The following is a 13,840-nucleotide window of genomic DNA, read 5'->3' as shown; positions in this document are numbered from 1 at the left end:
GGTCGCGCCCTCCCCGGCCGGGGACGCCCGATCGATTCCGGGCGCCCACCAGGCTACCGGAGGGGTGCGCGCGCACCCGCGTGCATCGCCGCGCGGGTCGCGACACGCCCGTCGTCCACCGAATCTGCGAGAAAGCTTGACGCGGGCTGCAAGACCGCGCTAGTGTCACTCTCCGCGTCTTGAAGTCGAGAAAGGAGGTCCCGAAATGATGCACATGAACACCACTGGAGTCACCACGCCTGACGGCGTGACGGCTCGTGTCTGCGCGCTCGGGACCCTCTCCTTCGGCGCCACTCAGAACAGCGGCTTCCACACCGCCGGCTGATCCCCGCAGGGGAGAACTCTGCCCTCTCGAGGGCACGATCCTCCTGCGCCGCCCCGGATTCCGGGCGTCGAGCGCACTCCTGCCATCATCCCCGTCGTGCTGCGGCACGACATCCCGCCCGACCGCGCGTGGTTCCGGGCATCCACCTCCACCCATCCGGAAGAGAAACCATCATGAACACCACTTTCGCGCCGCAGCGCCCCTCGGGCATCCCCGATACGCTGCGGCTCCCGAGCCGCGACACCCGTATCTCGCTCGCCGACCGCATCGCCCTTCATCTGGGCGTGCAGCTGCTGATCTGGGGCACCCGGACTCCGCGGCTCACCGACGATCGCGAGCGTCACGCTCGCGCACGCCGCACCCACGCCGCGAACACCGCGCGTGAGCACGGCTTCCTCCGCGAGGCCCTCCTCGCGCCTCGGCCGTGACGGCCACCGGGGTCCGCCGCTTCCCGAGCGGCGCGGCGGACCCCCTCACCCACTTCCGATCCACACCGAAAGACGCACGATCATGAACACACTCACCGACATCGAGTTCCGCCCGCTGGTGGTCCCCGCATCCATCGACGCTCCCCACGCCGCCGACTTCATCGAGATGGTGCGGGTGCGCAACCTCGTCTACCGCGAGATCTCCGGGCACGACGACAACGCGATCCCTGCCGACGAGCTGCTCCCCCACTTCAAGCCGAACGAGTACGAGGAGCGCAACATGTGGGTCGTCGTGGACGGCGGCGAGATCGTCGGTCGCGCCGCCGTCGACTTCCCGCTCGAGAACGACTCGAAAGTGGCGTTCTGGCTGGTGGAGCTGCTCCGCGAGACGTGGGGCCGCGGCATCGGATCCGCCGCCTACGAGATGATCGAGCACGAGGCTCGCGAGAACGGGCGCAGCGTGCTGCAGTCCTGGGCCGCGCACCCCGCCGCCGACGGACCCCGCCTCGCACCGCCCACGGGCTTCGGCGAAATCCCCGAGGACCACGCCGCCCGGTTCTTCCGGCGGCACGGCTTCACCCTCGAGCAGGTCGAGCGCAACAGCGCCTTCGATCTGACGGCGCCGTTCGACACGGTGGAGCGTCTGCTCGCCGAGGCGCAGGCCGCGTCGCAGGACTACCGGATCGTCCAGTGGTTCGCGCCGACTCCGCCCGAGTACGCCGAGGGCTACGCGTGGATGAAGTCGCGCATGGTCACCGACGCGCCGGCCGCCGCGCTCGAGTTCGACGAGGAGAAGTGGGATGCCGCGCGCATCGCCGAGCACGACGCCAAGTACACCGACTCGGGTCGCACCATCCAAGTGACGGCCGCGCAGCACATCGCCACCGGCGAGCTGTGCGCCTTCAACGAGCTGGTCGTCGGGAAGGACCGCACCGAAGCGAGCCACCAGGAGGACACGCTCGTGCTCAAGGAGCACCGCGGCCACAAGCTGGGCACGCTCGTGAAGTGCGCCGGCCTGCTGTCGTGGCGCGAGATCGCGCCCGAATCGCCACGTGTGCTCACGTACAACGCAGAGGAGAATCGCCCCATGCTCGACATCAACGAGGCGATCGGCTTCGTCCCGATCGCGTACGAAGGCGCATGGAAGAAGGTGCTGTCATGACCGATCTCGCCCAGCAGGCGACCATCACCGTCGAGCCGATCGTCGTCCCGGCGTCGCTCGACGCGCCGGACGCCGGCCGGTTCCTCGAGCTGGTCCGCATCCAGAACGCCGTGTGCCGGCACGATGCCGGGCACGACTATCTGGACGAGGAGGCCGAGGAGATGCTCGGCTTCATGCAGGACCAGGCCGACTGGTCGCAGCCGGCCTTCGCCGCCGTCCGCGACGGCGTGGTCCTCGGTGCGGCCAAGCTCATGATCGCCAACCAAGAGGACGCCTCGACCGTCGAGTTCGATCTCATGATCGACCCGCCGATGTGGGGGCAGGGCGCCGAGGAGCTGCTGCTCGCGGAGGTCGAGACGGAGGCGCGCAGGCGCGGCCTCAAGACGATCCAGACGTGGACGCTCCACCGGCCCGACGCACCCGGCCCGCGCCTGGAACCCCCGACCGGCTGGGGCGCGATCCCGGCCGAGGACCGTCAGACGCTGTTCCAGCTCGCGAACGGGTTCACCCTCGAGCAGGTCGAGCGCAACAGCTCGTTCGATCTGCGGGGCGACTTCGAGGTCGTCGAGCGGATGCTGGCCGAAGCGCGGGCGGCGGCGGGAGACGACTACCGGCTGATCACGTGGACGGCTCCGACCCCGCCCGAGCGGCGCGACGGGTTCGGCTATGTGCTGTCGCGCATGTCGACCGACGCACCCACCGGCGGGATGGTCGTGGACGAGCAGCACTGGGATGCGGCGCGCGTCGAGCGGCGCGACGCCCGCCAGCGGGCGCAGGGCCTCACGGTCTCGGTGGCCGCGGTGGAGCACGTGCCGACCGGCACGATCGCCGCGTACAACGAGCTCGTCATCTCGGAGGACCACAGCGGCGCGACACAGCAGTACGGCACGCTCGTGCTCAAGGAGCATCGCGGTCGCAAGCTCGGCACGATCGTGAAGTGCGCGAACCTCCTGCGGTGGCGTGAGGTCGTCCCGGAGTCACCGCGCGTGTCGACGTTCAACGCCGAGGAGAACCGCCACATGCTCGACATCAACGAGGCCATCGGCTTCGCGCCGGCGTCGTACGCCGGCGCGTGGAAGAAGATCCTCGCCGGCTGACGACGAGGTCGCGGCATCCGCTCTCTCAGGAGGACGGATGCCGCGGCCCGCGCTGGCAGTGCGGGCAGAAGTGGCTGGACCGGTTCGTGAACGACACGCGCACGATCGGTCGCCCGCACCGCGGGCAGGGCTCGCCCGTCCGGCCGTAGGCGTTTAGCGAGTGCGCGAAGTAGCCGGCCCGTCCGTTGACGTTCACGTACTGGGCGTCGAAGCTGGTGCCGCCCTCGGCCAGCGCCTTCTCGAGGACGTGACGCACCTCGGCGAGCAGCCGGTTCACCGCGCGCGTCGACAGCGCGGCGGCCGGCGTCTCGGGGTGGATGCGCGCCGCCCACAGGGACTCGTCGGCGTAGATGTTGCCCACGCCGCTGATGACCGACTGGTCGAGGAGCACGCGCTTGATGCCCGAGTGCTTCCGGGCGATCAGACCGCGGAACGCGGCATCCGCGAATGCCGGATCGAGCGGATCCCGCGCGATGTGCGACACCTGACGGGGGACGGATGCCTCGCCCCCGCCCAAGCCGCCCGGGGCGCCGTCGGCCGTCGGGACGAGCTCGTCGATGGCCAGCGAGCCGAACGTGCGCTGATCCGCGAAGATGACAGACACCTCTCCGTGCGCCGGATGGACGAGGTCGATACGCACGCGCTCGTGCCGCTCGGGCGCCGCGCCGGGCGCGCGCAGGAGCAGCTGTCCGCTCATGCCGAGATGGCCGATCACGGCCTCGACGGGCTCGCCTCCGCCGCTGCGCGGCTCGAGGGGAAGCCAGAGGAACTTGCCGCGGCGCACAGCCGAGCGGAGGCCGCGACCCGTGAGCGCCGTCTCGAAGTCGGCACCCGCTCCGGCGTGGCGCGTCAGGGCGCGGTCGTCGAGAACCGTGACTCCCAGGACGGTGGCGCCCGTCACCGCGGGTGCGAGGCCGGCGCGGACGACCTCGACCTCGGGGAGCTCAGGCACGTCCGCTGAGCTCGTTCCAGGCCCGCAGCGCTGCAGCCATCTCAGCCTGCTTCTTGCTCGTGCCGACGCCCTCAGCCGAGACGTCGCCGACGACGACGACCGCCGTGAAGGTGCGGTCGTGATCGGGGCCGGTCGACGAGACCGAGTACGCCGGGGGCTGGGCCCCGGATCGGGCGGCCAGCTCCTGCAGGCTCGTCTTCGGATCCATGGCGGCGCCGTAGCGCTCGGGGTCGGCCAGCAGCGGCTCGACCAGACGCAGCACCAGACCGGTCGCGGCGTCAGGACCGGCCGACAGGTAGGTCGCGCCGATGACGGCCTCCATGGTGTCGGCGAGGATCGAGTCCTTGTCGCGACCGCCGGTGAGGTCCTCGCCGCGGCCGAGCTTCAGGTGCGCGCCGAGACCGATGCCGCGGGCGATCTCGGCCAGCGCGACCGTCGAGACGACGCTCGCCCGGCGCTTGGCCAGCGCACCCTCTTCGAGCTCGGGGTGACCGGTGAACAGACGCACCGTCACCGCCTGCCCGAGCACCGAGTCGCCGAGGAACTCGAGGCGCTCGTTGTGGGGCACCTGGCCGTTCTCGTACGCCCACGAGCGGTGCGTGAGCGCAAGCGACAGAAGCTCGGAGTCGATGTCGACCCCGAGCTTCTGCGTGAGCTCGGTGAGCGCGAGGCGCTCATCCATGACGTCGGTCATGTCGCCAGAGGCGATCAGACGTCGGCGACCTTGCGGCCCTTGTACTCGAGGAACAGCTCGGTGCCCTGCGAGTCGGTGACGACCTTCGCCTGGTGCGGACGGCTGTAGACGGTCTTGCCGTTCTCGACGGTCTTGACCAGCGTGGGGGCCTCGGCCTTCCACTGCGCGCGACGCGAGCGCGTGTTGGAACGGGAGACCTTCCGCTTCGGGGGGTTGCCTGCCATAGCTAGCTCTCTTCTGTGTTCTCGGCGCGGAGGCGCGGTGCTTCTGCGTCGTGGTCTGTGGTGTAGTCCTGGAGCGCGGCCCAGCGAGGATCGAGGGGCTCGCGCTGCTCTGGCCCGGTGCTCTCGGTCATCCGCTCACCCGTGGCCGGATCGAGGCCGGGGCAATCCGGCTGACACACCGGCTGAAACGGAAGCGACAGGACCATCGCATCCCTGACCAGAGTTTCAAGATCCACGTGGTCGTCTTGAACCTCGAAGTCAGTTGCTTCCTCTCCAGGATACGCGAAAAGCTCCTGAAACTCGACTTGGAGCCCTTCGGCGATGTCGGTGAGGCAGCGTCCGCAGACGCCGGCGTACTCCGCATCGGCGCTCCCCGACACCAGGATGCCCTCGTGGACCGACTCGAGGCGCACGTCGATGTCGACGGGCACGCCCGCCTCGACGGAGACCAGGCCCTCGCCCCACTTCTCCGGAGCGGGGACCTCGAACCGGAGCTCCCGCATCTCGCCGGGACGGCGGACGATGTCCTTCACGCGGATCACGAACGGACCCGTCACATGCTGTCTGACCACGATCAACCATCGTAGCGCCGGGCCCTGGACGAGGGCCGGGAGCTCACAGGTCGCGTGCGCCCGTGTCGAGGAAGCGGGCGACCGCGGGCGGGACGAACGGCGACACGTCGCCCCCGAGCGACGCCACCTGGCGAACGAGCGAGCTCGACACCAGGGCGTGAGCGGGGTCCGGCAGCAGGAAGACCGTCTCGACGTGGGCGAGGTGGCGGTTGACGATCGCCATCGGCGTCTCGTAGGCGACGTCCACCTGTGAGCGGATGCCCTTGACGAGCACCCCGGCGTCGACATCCGTCGCGTAGTCGACCAGGAGACCCATCGACCACGACGCGACGACGACGTCGCCGTCGATGTCGCTCTCCTCGATCGACTGCTCGAGGAGGGCCAGGCGCTGCGCGATGGGGAGCATCGCCTCTTTGCCGGGGTTGTGGACGACGAGCACGTGGAGCTGGTCGTAGAGCGAGGCCGCTCGGCGGATCACGTCGAGGTGACCGAGGGTCGGCGGGTCGAAGGACCCGGGGACGACGGCGATCCGGCTGTTCATGCGGCCAGCCTATTCAATTCTTCGCGAGGGCCGCGCGCTCCTCGATGCCGACTCGGCGCTCGAGGGCGGCCGCGAGTCCGGGGTGGCGCGTGAGCGCCGGGTCCTCGTCGAGGACGGCTTCGGCGGCGATGCGCGCCTCTGCGATCACGTCGGCGTCCTTCACCACGCGCAGCAGCCGGAGCGAGGACCGGGCGCCGGACTGCGCGTCGCCGAGCACGTCGCCCTCGCCGCGCAGCTCGAGATCGACCTCTGCGAGGGCGAAGCCGTCCAGCGTGGCGGCGACGGCGTCGACACGCTCGCGCGCCGGCGACCCGATGCCCGCCTCGGTGACCAGCAGGCACAGCCCGGGGACACCGCCGCGACCGACGCGTCCGCGCAGCTGATGCAGCTGAGACACGCCGAACCGGTCGGCTTCGAGGATCGCCATGGTCGAGGCATTCGGCACGTCGACCCCGACTTCGACGACCGTGGTCGCCACGAGCACATCGATGTCGCCGCGCGCGAACGCCTGCATGACGGCGTCCTTGTCGTCGGAAGGCATCTTGCCGTGGAGGATCTCGACGCGGATGTCGGCGAAGGCCGGATGCCGCGACAGGAGGTCGGCGACCTGCACCACCCCCCAGCGGGTGCGCGGCGCGGCGGTCTCGTCGCCCACGGGCTCATCGGCGGTGTCGTCCTTGGTGAGCGCCTCCGCGTCGATCGCGGCGCACACGACGAACGCCTGCCGGCCCTCGGCGACCTCCTCGGCGATGCGGTCGAACACGCGCCCGAACCACGCGGGCTTCTCGGCGAGCGGGGCGACGAACGTCTGGATGCCCGCTCGGCCGGCCGGCATCGTGCGGATGGTCGAGACGTCGAGGTCGCCGAAGACCGTCATCGCGACAGTGCGCGGGATCGGCGTCGCTGTGAGCACGAGGGCGTGCGGCGACGAGCCCTTGGCCCGCAGCGACTCACGCTGCTCGACGCCGAACCGATGCTGCTCGTCGACGACGACGAGACCGAGATCGGCGAACGTGGTGGTCTCGCTGAGCAGGGCGTGCGTGCCGACGACGATGCGCGCCTGCCCGGAGGCCACCCGCAGAGCGGCTTTGCGGCGCTCGGCGGCCGGCATCTGCCCGGTGAGCAGCGTGGGCATGAGCTCGGGAGCGAGCTGAGGCCCGAGCATCCTCGCGATCGAGCGGAGGTGCTGCCCGGCGAGCACCTCGGTCGGCGCGATGAGCGCGGACTGACCCCCGCTCTCGGCGACCTGGAGCATCGCTCGCAGGGCGACGAGGGTCTTGCCCGACCCCACCTCGCCCTGCACGAGGCGGTTCATGGGCCAGTCGCCCTGCAGATCTCGCTCGACCTGCTCGCCGACGCTGACCTGATCGGGCGTGCGCGGGAAGGGCAGCGCCTCGTCGAACCGTGCCAGCAGCGCTCCTGGCGCGCGCCGGGTCGCCGAGAGCGCGCGCACGAAGGCCCGCTGCTGGAGAAGGGCCGCCTGCAGCACGAACGCCTCGTGCATGCGCAGCGTCTGCCGCGCCGGCTCGATCTGATCCTCGAACTCGGGGCGGTGGATCCGCTCGACCGCCTTGCGCGCCTCGAGCAGCCCGTGCCGCGCGCGGAGGTCGTCAGGAAGCGGGTCGGGCACCTCGCCGAGCCCGTCGAGCACGAGGTCGACGATCTTCGCGAACTGCCAGCTCGCCACGGTGCTCGTCGCGGGGTAGATCGGGATCGGCAGATTGGCATTGGCCTCGGCGGTCAGCCGCGCGGTCGCCTCGTCGTCGAAGAGCTCGTAATCGGGATGCGCGAGCTGCTTCGCGCCCCGGTACTCCCCCACCTTGCCGGCGAAGATGCCCCGCCGGCCGGGCGACAGGTCCTTGACCCGCCACGACTGGTTGAAGAAGGTCAGCGAGAGGTCGCCGTGGCCGTCGCTGATGACGACCTCGAGGAGCGAGCCCTTGCGGTTCTGCATGCGGCGCTCGTTCGCGCGCTTGACCTCGGCGACGATCGTCACCGGCTCTCCGACGGGGAGGGACGAGATGGGCGTGAGCTCGCCGCGCTTCGCGTAGCGGCGCGGGTAGTGCGCGAGCAGGTCGCCGACCGTGCGCATCCCGAACGCGCGCTCGAGCGCCGACGCGGTCTTGCCGCCGACGGCGCCGTCCAGGCGGGACTCGAGCGTGAACGACGGCATGCTGCGATTCTAGGTTCGACCGGCGACGCCGCTGCTGTCGGCGTAACCACAGGGCGGTGTCGTACGGTTGCCGGATGCTCCGACGACTCCTCTCCCGCGTCTACTGGGCCTGCAGTCGCTGGACGCTGTCCTCGGAGCCGGCACCCGACCGCCCGACCGTTCTCCTCGGCGTCCCGCACACGTCCAACTGGGACTTCGTGCTGATGCTCGGCATCGCGTGGCGCCTCGGCATCCACGTGCGGTGGCTGGGCAAGTCGAGTCTGTTCCGCGGCTGGCGCGGCCCGATCATGCACCGTCTGGGCGGCATCCCGGTCGACCGCTCCGACCCCTCTCGGGTGGTGGGCGACGTCGTCGCGCGCATCCGCGGCGGCGAGACCTTCGGCCTGGTCGTCACTCCCGAGGGCACGCGGGGCGCCGGCGCGTACTGGAAGTCGGGCTTCTACCGCATCGCCCGCGAGACCGGACTCTCGGTCACGCTGGGCTACGTCGACCGCACGACCATGACCACCGGCCTCGGTCCGACCATCGACCTGACCGGAGATGTGAAGGCGGACATGGACGTCATCCGCGCCTTCTACGCCGACAAGTCCGGTCTGCGTCCCGAGTACCGCACCGAGCCGCGTCTGCGTGAAGAAGGCGGCGCCGAGACGGCCGCCTGAGCCGCCCGGCTATCGTGGGCGTGTGACGCGCATCATCGCGGGCCGGGCCGGCTCGCTCACCCTGGAGGTGCCCGACGCCGGCACCCGCCCGACGAGCGATCGCGTGCGCGAGTCGCTCTTCGGCGCGCTCGAATCGGCCGACGCCCTCCGCGGTGCGGCGGTGCTCGACCTGTATGCCGGCTCCGGAGCCCTCGCACTCGAGGCGGTGAGCCGCGGCGCTGCGCGCGCTGATCTCGTCGAGAAGGCGCCGCGCGCGGCATCCGTCGTCCAGCGCAATGCTGCGAAGGTGACCAAGGCGATCGGCCGGGATGCCGCGATCGCCGTGCATCGCTCGGCGGTGCTCTCCTTCCTCCAGACCGCGCGCGGGCCGTTCGACCTCGTCTTCATCGACCCTCCGTACGATCTCGGCGACCACGAGCTCACGCACGCGCTCCAGCTCCTCGCGCCGACCCTCGCGCCGGATGCGATCGTCATCGTGGAGCGGGCGTCCCGCTCCCCCGAGCCGGCGCTGCCGGCCGGGCTCGTCGCCGAGCGGTCCAAGCGCTACGGCGACACGACGCTGTGGTGGTCGCGCGCGACGGCGTCCGCCGACGACTGACACTCAGCCGCGGCCCGCATCCCAGTCGCGGTAGGGATCCCATCCGGCTCTGCCGTCGTGGGGGCGTCCGTCCACGGTCACGGCATCGACCCCACGCTCGGTCACGACGCCGACGATCCGGAAGCCGTCGGGGAGCACCGAGCCGCTCGGGAACGTCGCGAGCAGCGCGTGGTCCTCGCCGCCCGAGAGCGCGGACGTGGGATCGGGACCGAGGGCGGCGGAATCGAAGGAGACGGAGACGCCGGATGCCGCGGCCAGCCGGGCCGCATCGAGCACGAGCCCGTCGGAGACGTCCATCATCGCCGTCGCGCCCGCATCGGCGGCGACGGGGCCCAGCGCCACGGGAGGGCGCGGGCGAAGCTGCACCGCGAGGTCGCTGCGCTCTTCGCCCGTGAGCGCGGAGCCGTCCACGGCGAGCGGCGCGCCCGCGGCATCCGTGAATCGCTCGAACAGGATCGCGAGCCCGCGGGCCGCGCGACCGAGCGTTCCCGCGACCGCGACCACGTCGCCGGCGCGGGCACCCGAGCGGAGCACCGGCGCACGCCCGTCGAGGGAGCCGAGCGCGGTGACGGCGATCGTCAGCGTGTCGGAGACGGTGAGATCTCCGCCCTCGACCGCGCATTCGGGGGCGAGAGAATCGCACGCTGCGCGCAGACCGTCTGCGAGACCCTCGACGAACGAGCGGCGGGTGTCATCGGGCATCGCCAGCGCGACCAGCAGAGCGGTGGGTCGCGCGCCCATCGCGGCGACGTCGGCGAGGTTGACGGCGGCGGCCTTCCAGCCGAGGTCGAACGCGTCAGACCAGGCCAGGCGGAAATCGGGGCCGTGCACCAGCGTGTCGACGGTCGCCACGACGCGGCCGTCGGCGACCGCGATGACGGCGGCGTCGTCGCCCGGGCCGACCACCGCGCGGGTCGGCGCGAGGCGGTCGAGGATGCCGCGGAGGATCGCGCCCTCGGTCAGGTCGCCGACGCGCGGATCCGAGGCACTCATCCCCCCAAGGTAGCCTGGACGGGTGACCCGAGCGCGCCGCCTGACCGCCCTCATGCTCGCCCTCATCGCCTGCACCGCCGGTCTCGCCGGCTGTGCGAGCACCGTCTCGATGCAGCCCGCGGCGGACGCGAACGATCCGGCCTGCGCCGACGTGTCCGTCGGACTCCCCGGCTCGCTGGCCGGGCAGCCCCGACGATGGACCGACGCGCAGGCGACGGCCGCGTGGGGCGAACCCGCCGCCGTCCTGTTCACGTGCGGGCTCGAGCCGCTCGGCCCCACCACCCTTCCGTGCCAGACCGTGAACGGCGTGGACTGGGTGATCGACGAGACCGACGCCCCGCAGTACCGCGTGACGTCCTTCGGCCGCGTGCCCGCCGTCGAGGTCTACCTCGACAACGACGTGGTTGCGAGCGCCGAGGTCCTCGATGCGCTGTCGCTCGTGGTCTCGCGCCTCCCGGCGGACGGGTCGACGTGCGTGGCCCGCGATGACGCCGCGAGCGACTGACGTGCGGCTGCGGCCTGCCGCGGTGCCCGGTCAGGCCGCGCGGTCGAGCGCCGTGTCGATGAGCTCGGTGATCAGTTCGGGGTACGACAGACCTGACGCGATCCAGCACTTGGGGAACATCGATATCGGCGTGAAACCGGGCATCGTGTTGAGCTCGTTGACAAAGAGGCCGTCGTCGGTGAGGAAGAAGTCCACCCGCGCCAGGCCGCGACCGTCGACCGCGTCGAAGGCGCGCACGCCGAGCTCCTGGAGCGCCGCGATCTCGGCGTCCGTGAGGTCGGCGGGGCACACGACGTCCGCCCCGTCGCCTCCCAGGTACTTGCCCTCGAAGTCGTAGAACTCGCGCGTGGTGAGCACGATCTCGCCCGGGAGCGAGGCACGGGAGCCGGCTCCGTCGCGCCCCTCCAGGATGGCGACCTCGACCTCGCGCCCGACGATCGCCGACTCGATGAGCACCTTGTCGTCCTCGGCGAAGGCCAGCTCCAGCGCCGCTGCGAGTTCCGAGGCGTCGTGCACCTTGGAGACGCCGACGCTCGACCCCGCGCGCGCGGGCTTCACGAAGGTGATGGCGCCGAGGGACGCGGCATCCGCTCGCACCTGCTCGGGATCGCGCTCCCACTGCCGGCGCGTCACCGTGACCCACGGCGACACCGGCACGCCGGCCGCCGCGAGCACGATCTTCATGAAGTGCTTGTCCATGCACAGGGCCGAGTCGAGCACGCCGCCGCCCGCGTACGGGATGCGGAGCGTGTCGAAGAAGCCCTGCACCGTGCCGTCCTCGCCGTGCAGGCCGTGCAGGATCGGCAGCACCGCGTCGACGGTGCCGACCTCGTCGATCGTGCCGTCGGCGCGGCGCACGCGCAGGGTGCGGTCGCCGCCGCCCTCGGGCCACAGGACGCGCGTGCCGTTGTCGACGACCTCGGGCAGCCGTTCGGCGTCGAGCGCGAACTTGTCGGGATCGTCGTCCTCGAGGACGAACACGCCGTCGCGCGTGATGCCGACCGGGATCACCCGGTAGCGGTCACGGTCGATCGCCCGCAGCACCCCTCCCGCCGTGGCGGAACTGATCGAGTGCTCGCTGGAGCGACCGCCAAAGAGCACCGCCACCGCCGGCCTGTCCATTCTGCGTCCTCTCGCCCTTCGGGGTGTCGTCGTCTGTCGTGAGATGCGGCGCGATGTCGCGCGGGTTCATCGTTCCGTCGAGGACCATCTTGACCTGCTCGACGATCGGCATCTCGACGCCGACCTCTCTCGCGAGCTGGAGGATGGGCGCCACGGACGCGAGCCCCTCGGCGGTCTGGTTCATCTGCTTGACGACGTCGTCGAAGCGGTACCCCTGACCGAGCAGGCGCCCGGCGGTGTTGTTGCGGCTGAGCGGCGACTGGCACGTCGCGATGAGGTCGCCGAGACCGGCGAGACCCTGGAGCGTCTCGGGGTGCGCGCCGAAGGCGACCGCGAAGTCGGTCATCTCGACCAGACCGCGCGTGATGATCGACGCCTTGGTGTTCTCGCCGTAGCCGACGCCGTCGACGATGCCGATCGCGACGGCGATGAGGTTCTTGAGCACGCCGCCGAACTCGGTGCCGATGACGTCGGTGTTCACGAACGTGCGGAAGTAGCCGTTGCGTGCGCGCCGGGCCACCGCGTCGGCGGTCTCCTGGCTCGTCGACGAGATGACGGCGGCCGTCGGCTGCTCGCGTGCGATCTCGAGAGCGAGGTTCGGACCGGATGCCACGGCGATGCGCGCCGGGTCGCAGTGGAGCTCCTGCTCGATGACCTGGCTCATCCGCAGTCCGGTCCGTCGCTCGACGCCCTTCATGAGCGACACGATCGGGACCTCGCTGCGTGAGACGAGCGGGCGGACGGCCTTGAGGTTCTGCCGGACCGCCTGGCTCGGGATCGAGAGGTACACCTGCTCTGCGCCGTCGAGCGCCTCGGACAGGTGGTGCGTCGCGTACATGCTGCGCGGGAGGTTGATCCCCGGCAGGTACTCGCTGTTGCGCTTGCCCTCGTGGATCTCGCTCGCGAGCTCGGGCCGGCGGGCCCACATCGTGACGTTCGCGCCGCCGTCGGCGAGGATCTTGCCGAAGGTGGTTCCCCAGCTGCCGGCTCCGATCACCGCCACGCGGGGGCGGGAGGCATCCTGTCTACGGCTCAAGGCGACCCGTCTCCTTCTGCCCGTGATCGGCGGGGTTCCACCGCTGTGCCGGGGCGGGCTCGCCCCGCAGCTGCGCGAGCAGGTCGGCGACGTCGGCCATCACGCGGTCGGTGGCCGCGGCGAGGTTCACCGGCTGCTGTCCGCCCGAGAAGGCGCTCAGGTCGACCGGGTCGCCGAACACCACGCGCACACGACGACGGAGGGGCCACAGCTTCAGCTTGCCGTATCGCGGCATCACCTGCTGGACACCCCAGTGGGCCATCGGGATGACCGGGATCGCGTCGGCCAGCGCCAGTCGCACAGCGCCGGTCTTGCCGCGCATGGGCCACAGGTCGGGCTCGCGGGTGAGCGTGCCCTCGGGGTAGACGATCACCCCGCGTCCGAGTCGCACGAGCGTCTCGGAGGTCTCGAGCGTCTGACGAGCGGATGCCGCCGACGACGACCTCGCGACCGGCACCATACCGGTGCTGCGCAGGATCCAGCCCAGCACGGGGACGCGGAAGAGGCTCTCCTTCGCCATGAAGCGAGGGGCGCGGCCGGCCTTCCACACCGCGAGGGCGACGGCGAGCGGGTCGGCCTCGGAGTAGTGGTTCGGCGCGAGGACGTACGCGCCCTCGCGCGGCAGCTTCTCGGCACCGTGGATCTCGAGCTTGAAGAGCAGAGCGATGAGCGGCGCGGCGACCGCGGCGAGCGGCCAGAAGACGCTCGGGCGGGTCTTCTCACGGGACGCCCGCGGCATCGGGGACGAGGGAGCCACAG

At 71.2% G+C, this 13,840-nt stretch carries 16 protein-coding genes; 6 read left to right on the top strand and 10 right to left on the bottom strand.

The window, feature by feature from the left end; translation table 11 throughout:
* Positions 1-498 precede the first annotated feature (498 nt).
* From OB08_RS06860 to OB08_RS06850, 3 genes are all read left to right on the top strand, one after another.
* Positions 499-753, top strand: coding sequence for a hypothetical protein (locus OB08_RS06860; protein WP_461473465.1), 255 nt, complete (start codon positions 499-501; stop codon positions 751-753).
* Between the two features lie 82 nt (positions 754-835).
* Positions 836-1,915: a GNAT family N-acetyltransferase gene (locus tag OB08_RS06855; RefSeq protein WP_461473463.1), complete on the top strand. Its 1,080-nt coding sequence runs from the start codon at positions 836-838 to the stop codon at positions 1,913-1,915.
* Entirely contained in the window at positions 1,912-3,012 is a 1,101-nt protein-coding gene (locus OB08_RS06850; protein WP_461473461.1) for a GNAT family N-acetyltransferase, read from the top strand. The genes OB08_RS06855 and OB08_RS06850 overlap by 4 nt, the downstream gene beginning before the upstream one ends.
* Before the next feature lie 25 nt (positions 3,013-3,037).
* Here the strand turns inward: OB08_RS06850 and mutM are convergent, their stop codons facing one another.
* The 6 genes from mutM to OB08_RS06820 are packed head-to-tail and all read right to left on the bottom strand — an operon-like array spanning position 3,038 to position 8,168.
* Positions 3,038-3,964, bottom strand: coding sequence for a bifunctional DNA-formamidopyrimidine glycosylase/DNA-(apurinic or apyrimidinic site) lyase (gene mutM, locus OB08_RS06845; protein ID WP_461473459.1), 927 nt, complete (start codon positions 3,962-3,964; stop codon positions 3,038-3,040).
* Complete coding sequence (gene rnc / locus OB08_RS06840) at positions 3,957-4,658, bottom strand: ribonuclease III (RefSeq protein WP_461473457.1); 702 nt, start codon at positions 4,656-4,658, stop codon at positions 3,957-3,959. The genes mutM and rnc overlap by 8 nt, the downstream gene beginning before the upstream one ends.
* Positions 4,659-4,672: 14 nt before the next feature.
* Positions 4,673-4,882 (bottom strand): 50S ribosomal protein L32, encoded by a 210-nt coding sequence (gene rpmF / locus OB08_RS06835; protein WP_045297913.1) that lies wholly within the window; start codon positions 4,880-4,882, stop codon positions 4,673-4,675.
* Positions 4,883-4,884: 2 nt separating this feature from the next.
* On the bottom strand, positions 4,885-5,439 hold the full coding sequence (locus OB08_RS06830; RefSeq protein ID WP_461473842.1) for a YceD family protein: 555 nt from the start codon (positions 5,437-5,439) through the stop codon (positions 4,885-4,887).
* A gap of 58 nt (positions 5,440-5,497) precedes the next feature.
* Positions 5,498-5,995 carry a pantetheine-phosphate adenylyltransferase gene (gene coaD / locus OB08_RS06825; protein WP_461473454.1) on the bottom strand — a complete coding sequence of 166 codons (498 nt, stop codon included), beginning with the start codon at positions 5,993-5,995 and terminating at the stop codon, positions 5,498-5,500.
* A gap of 13 nt (positions 5,996-6,008) precedes the next feature.
* Positions 6,009-8,168, bottom strand: coding sequence for an ATP-dependent DNA helicase RecG (locus tag OB08_RS06820; RefSeq protein WP_461473452.1), 2,160 nt, complete (start codon positions 8,166-8,168; stop codon positions 6,009-6,011).
* A 74-nt stretch (positions 8,169-8,242) separates the two neighbouring features.
* Here OB08_RS06820 and OB08_RS06815 point away from each other — a divergent pair, with 74 nt between their 5' ends.
* Both OB08_RS06815 and rsmD read left to right on the top strand, forming a co-directional pair.
* On the top strand, positions 8,243-8,827 hold the full coding sequence (locus OB08_RS06815; protein WP_461473450.1) for a 1-acyl-sn-glycerol-3-phosphate acyltransferase: 585 nt from the start codon (positions 8,243-8,245) through the stop codon (positions 8,825-8,827).
* Between the two features lie 22 nt (positions 8,828-8,849).
* Entirely contained in the window at positions 8,850-9,425 is a 576-nt protein-coding gene (gene rsmD / locus OB08_RS06810; protein WP_461473448.1) for a 16S rRNA (guanine(966)-N(2))-methyltransferase RsmD, read from the top strand.
* 3 nt (positions 9,426-9,428) lie between these two features.
* Here the strand turns inward: rsmD and thiL are convergent, their stop codons facing one another.
* On the bottom strand, positions 9,429-10,418 hold the full coding sequence (thiL, locus tag OB08_RS06805; RefSeq protein ID WP_461473446.1) for a thiamine-phosphate kinase: 990 nt from the start codon (positions 10,416-10,418) through the stop codon (positions 9,429-9,431).
* Between the two features lie 22 nt (positions 10,419-10,440).
* On the opposite strand from thiL, the gene OB08_RS06800 reads away from it, so the two are divergent.
* On the top strand, positions 10,441-10,923 hold the full coding sequence (locus OB08_RS06800; RefSeq protein WP_461473444.1) for a DUF3515 family protein: 483 nt from the start codon (positions 10,441-10,443) through the stop codon (positions 10,921-10,923).
* A 30-nt stretch (positions 10,924-10,953) separates the two neighbouring features.
* Here the strand turns inward: OB08_RS06800 and OB08_RS06795 are convergent, their stop codons facing one another.
* From OB08_RS06795 to OB08_RS06785, 3 genes are read right to left on the bottom strand one after another with little or no spacing between them, the layout of a single operon-like run.
* Entirely contained in the window at positions 10,954-12,045 is a 1,092-nt protein-coding gene (locus OB08_RS06795; RefSeq protein ID WP_461473442.1) for a D-alanine--D-alanine ligase family protein, read from the bottom strand.
* Positions 11,945-13,081 carry an NAD(P)H-dependent glycerol-3-phosphate dehydrogenase gene (locus OB08_RS06790; protein ID WP_461473440.1) on the bottom strand — a complete coding sequence of 379 codons (1,137 nt, stop codon included), beginning with the start codon at positions 13,079-13,081 and terminating at the stop codon, positions 11,945-11,947. Before OB08_RS06790 ends, OB08_RS06795 begins: the two co-directional genes overlap by 101 nt.
* A complete protein-coding gene (locus OB08_RS06785) occupies positions 13,071-13,820 on the bottom strand; it encodes a lysophospholipid acyltransferase family protein (RefSeq protein ID WP_461473840.1) in 750 nt (249 codons plus the stop codon). Before OB08_RS06785 ends, OB08_RS06790 begins: the two co-directional genes overlap by 11 nt.
* Between the last annotated feature and the right edge of the window lie 20 nt (positions 13,821-13,840).

The sequence above is a fragment of the Microbacterium sp. HJ5 genome (genome assembly GCF_054824025.1).
The sequence above is the reverse complement of the archived record's forward strand: the minus strand, read 5'-3'. Positions and strand labels throughout refer to the sequence as shown.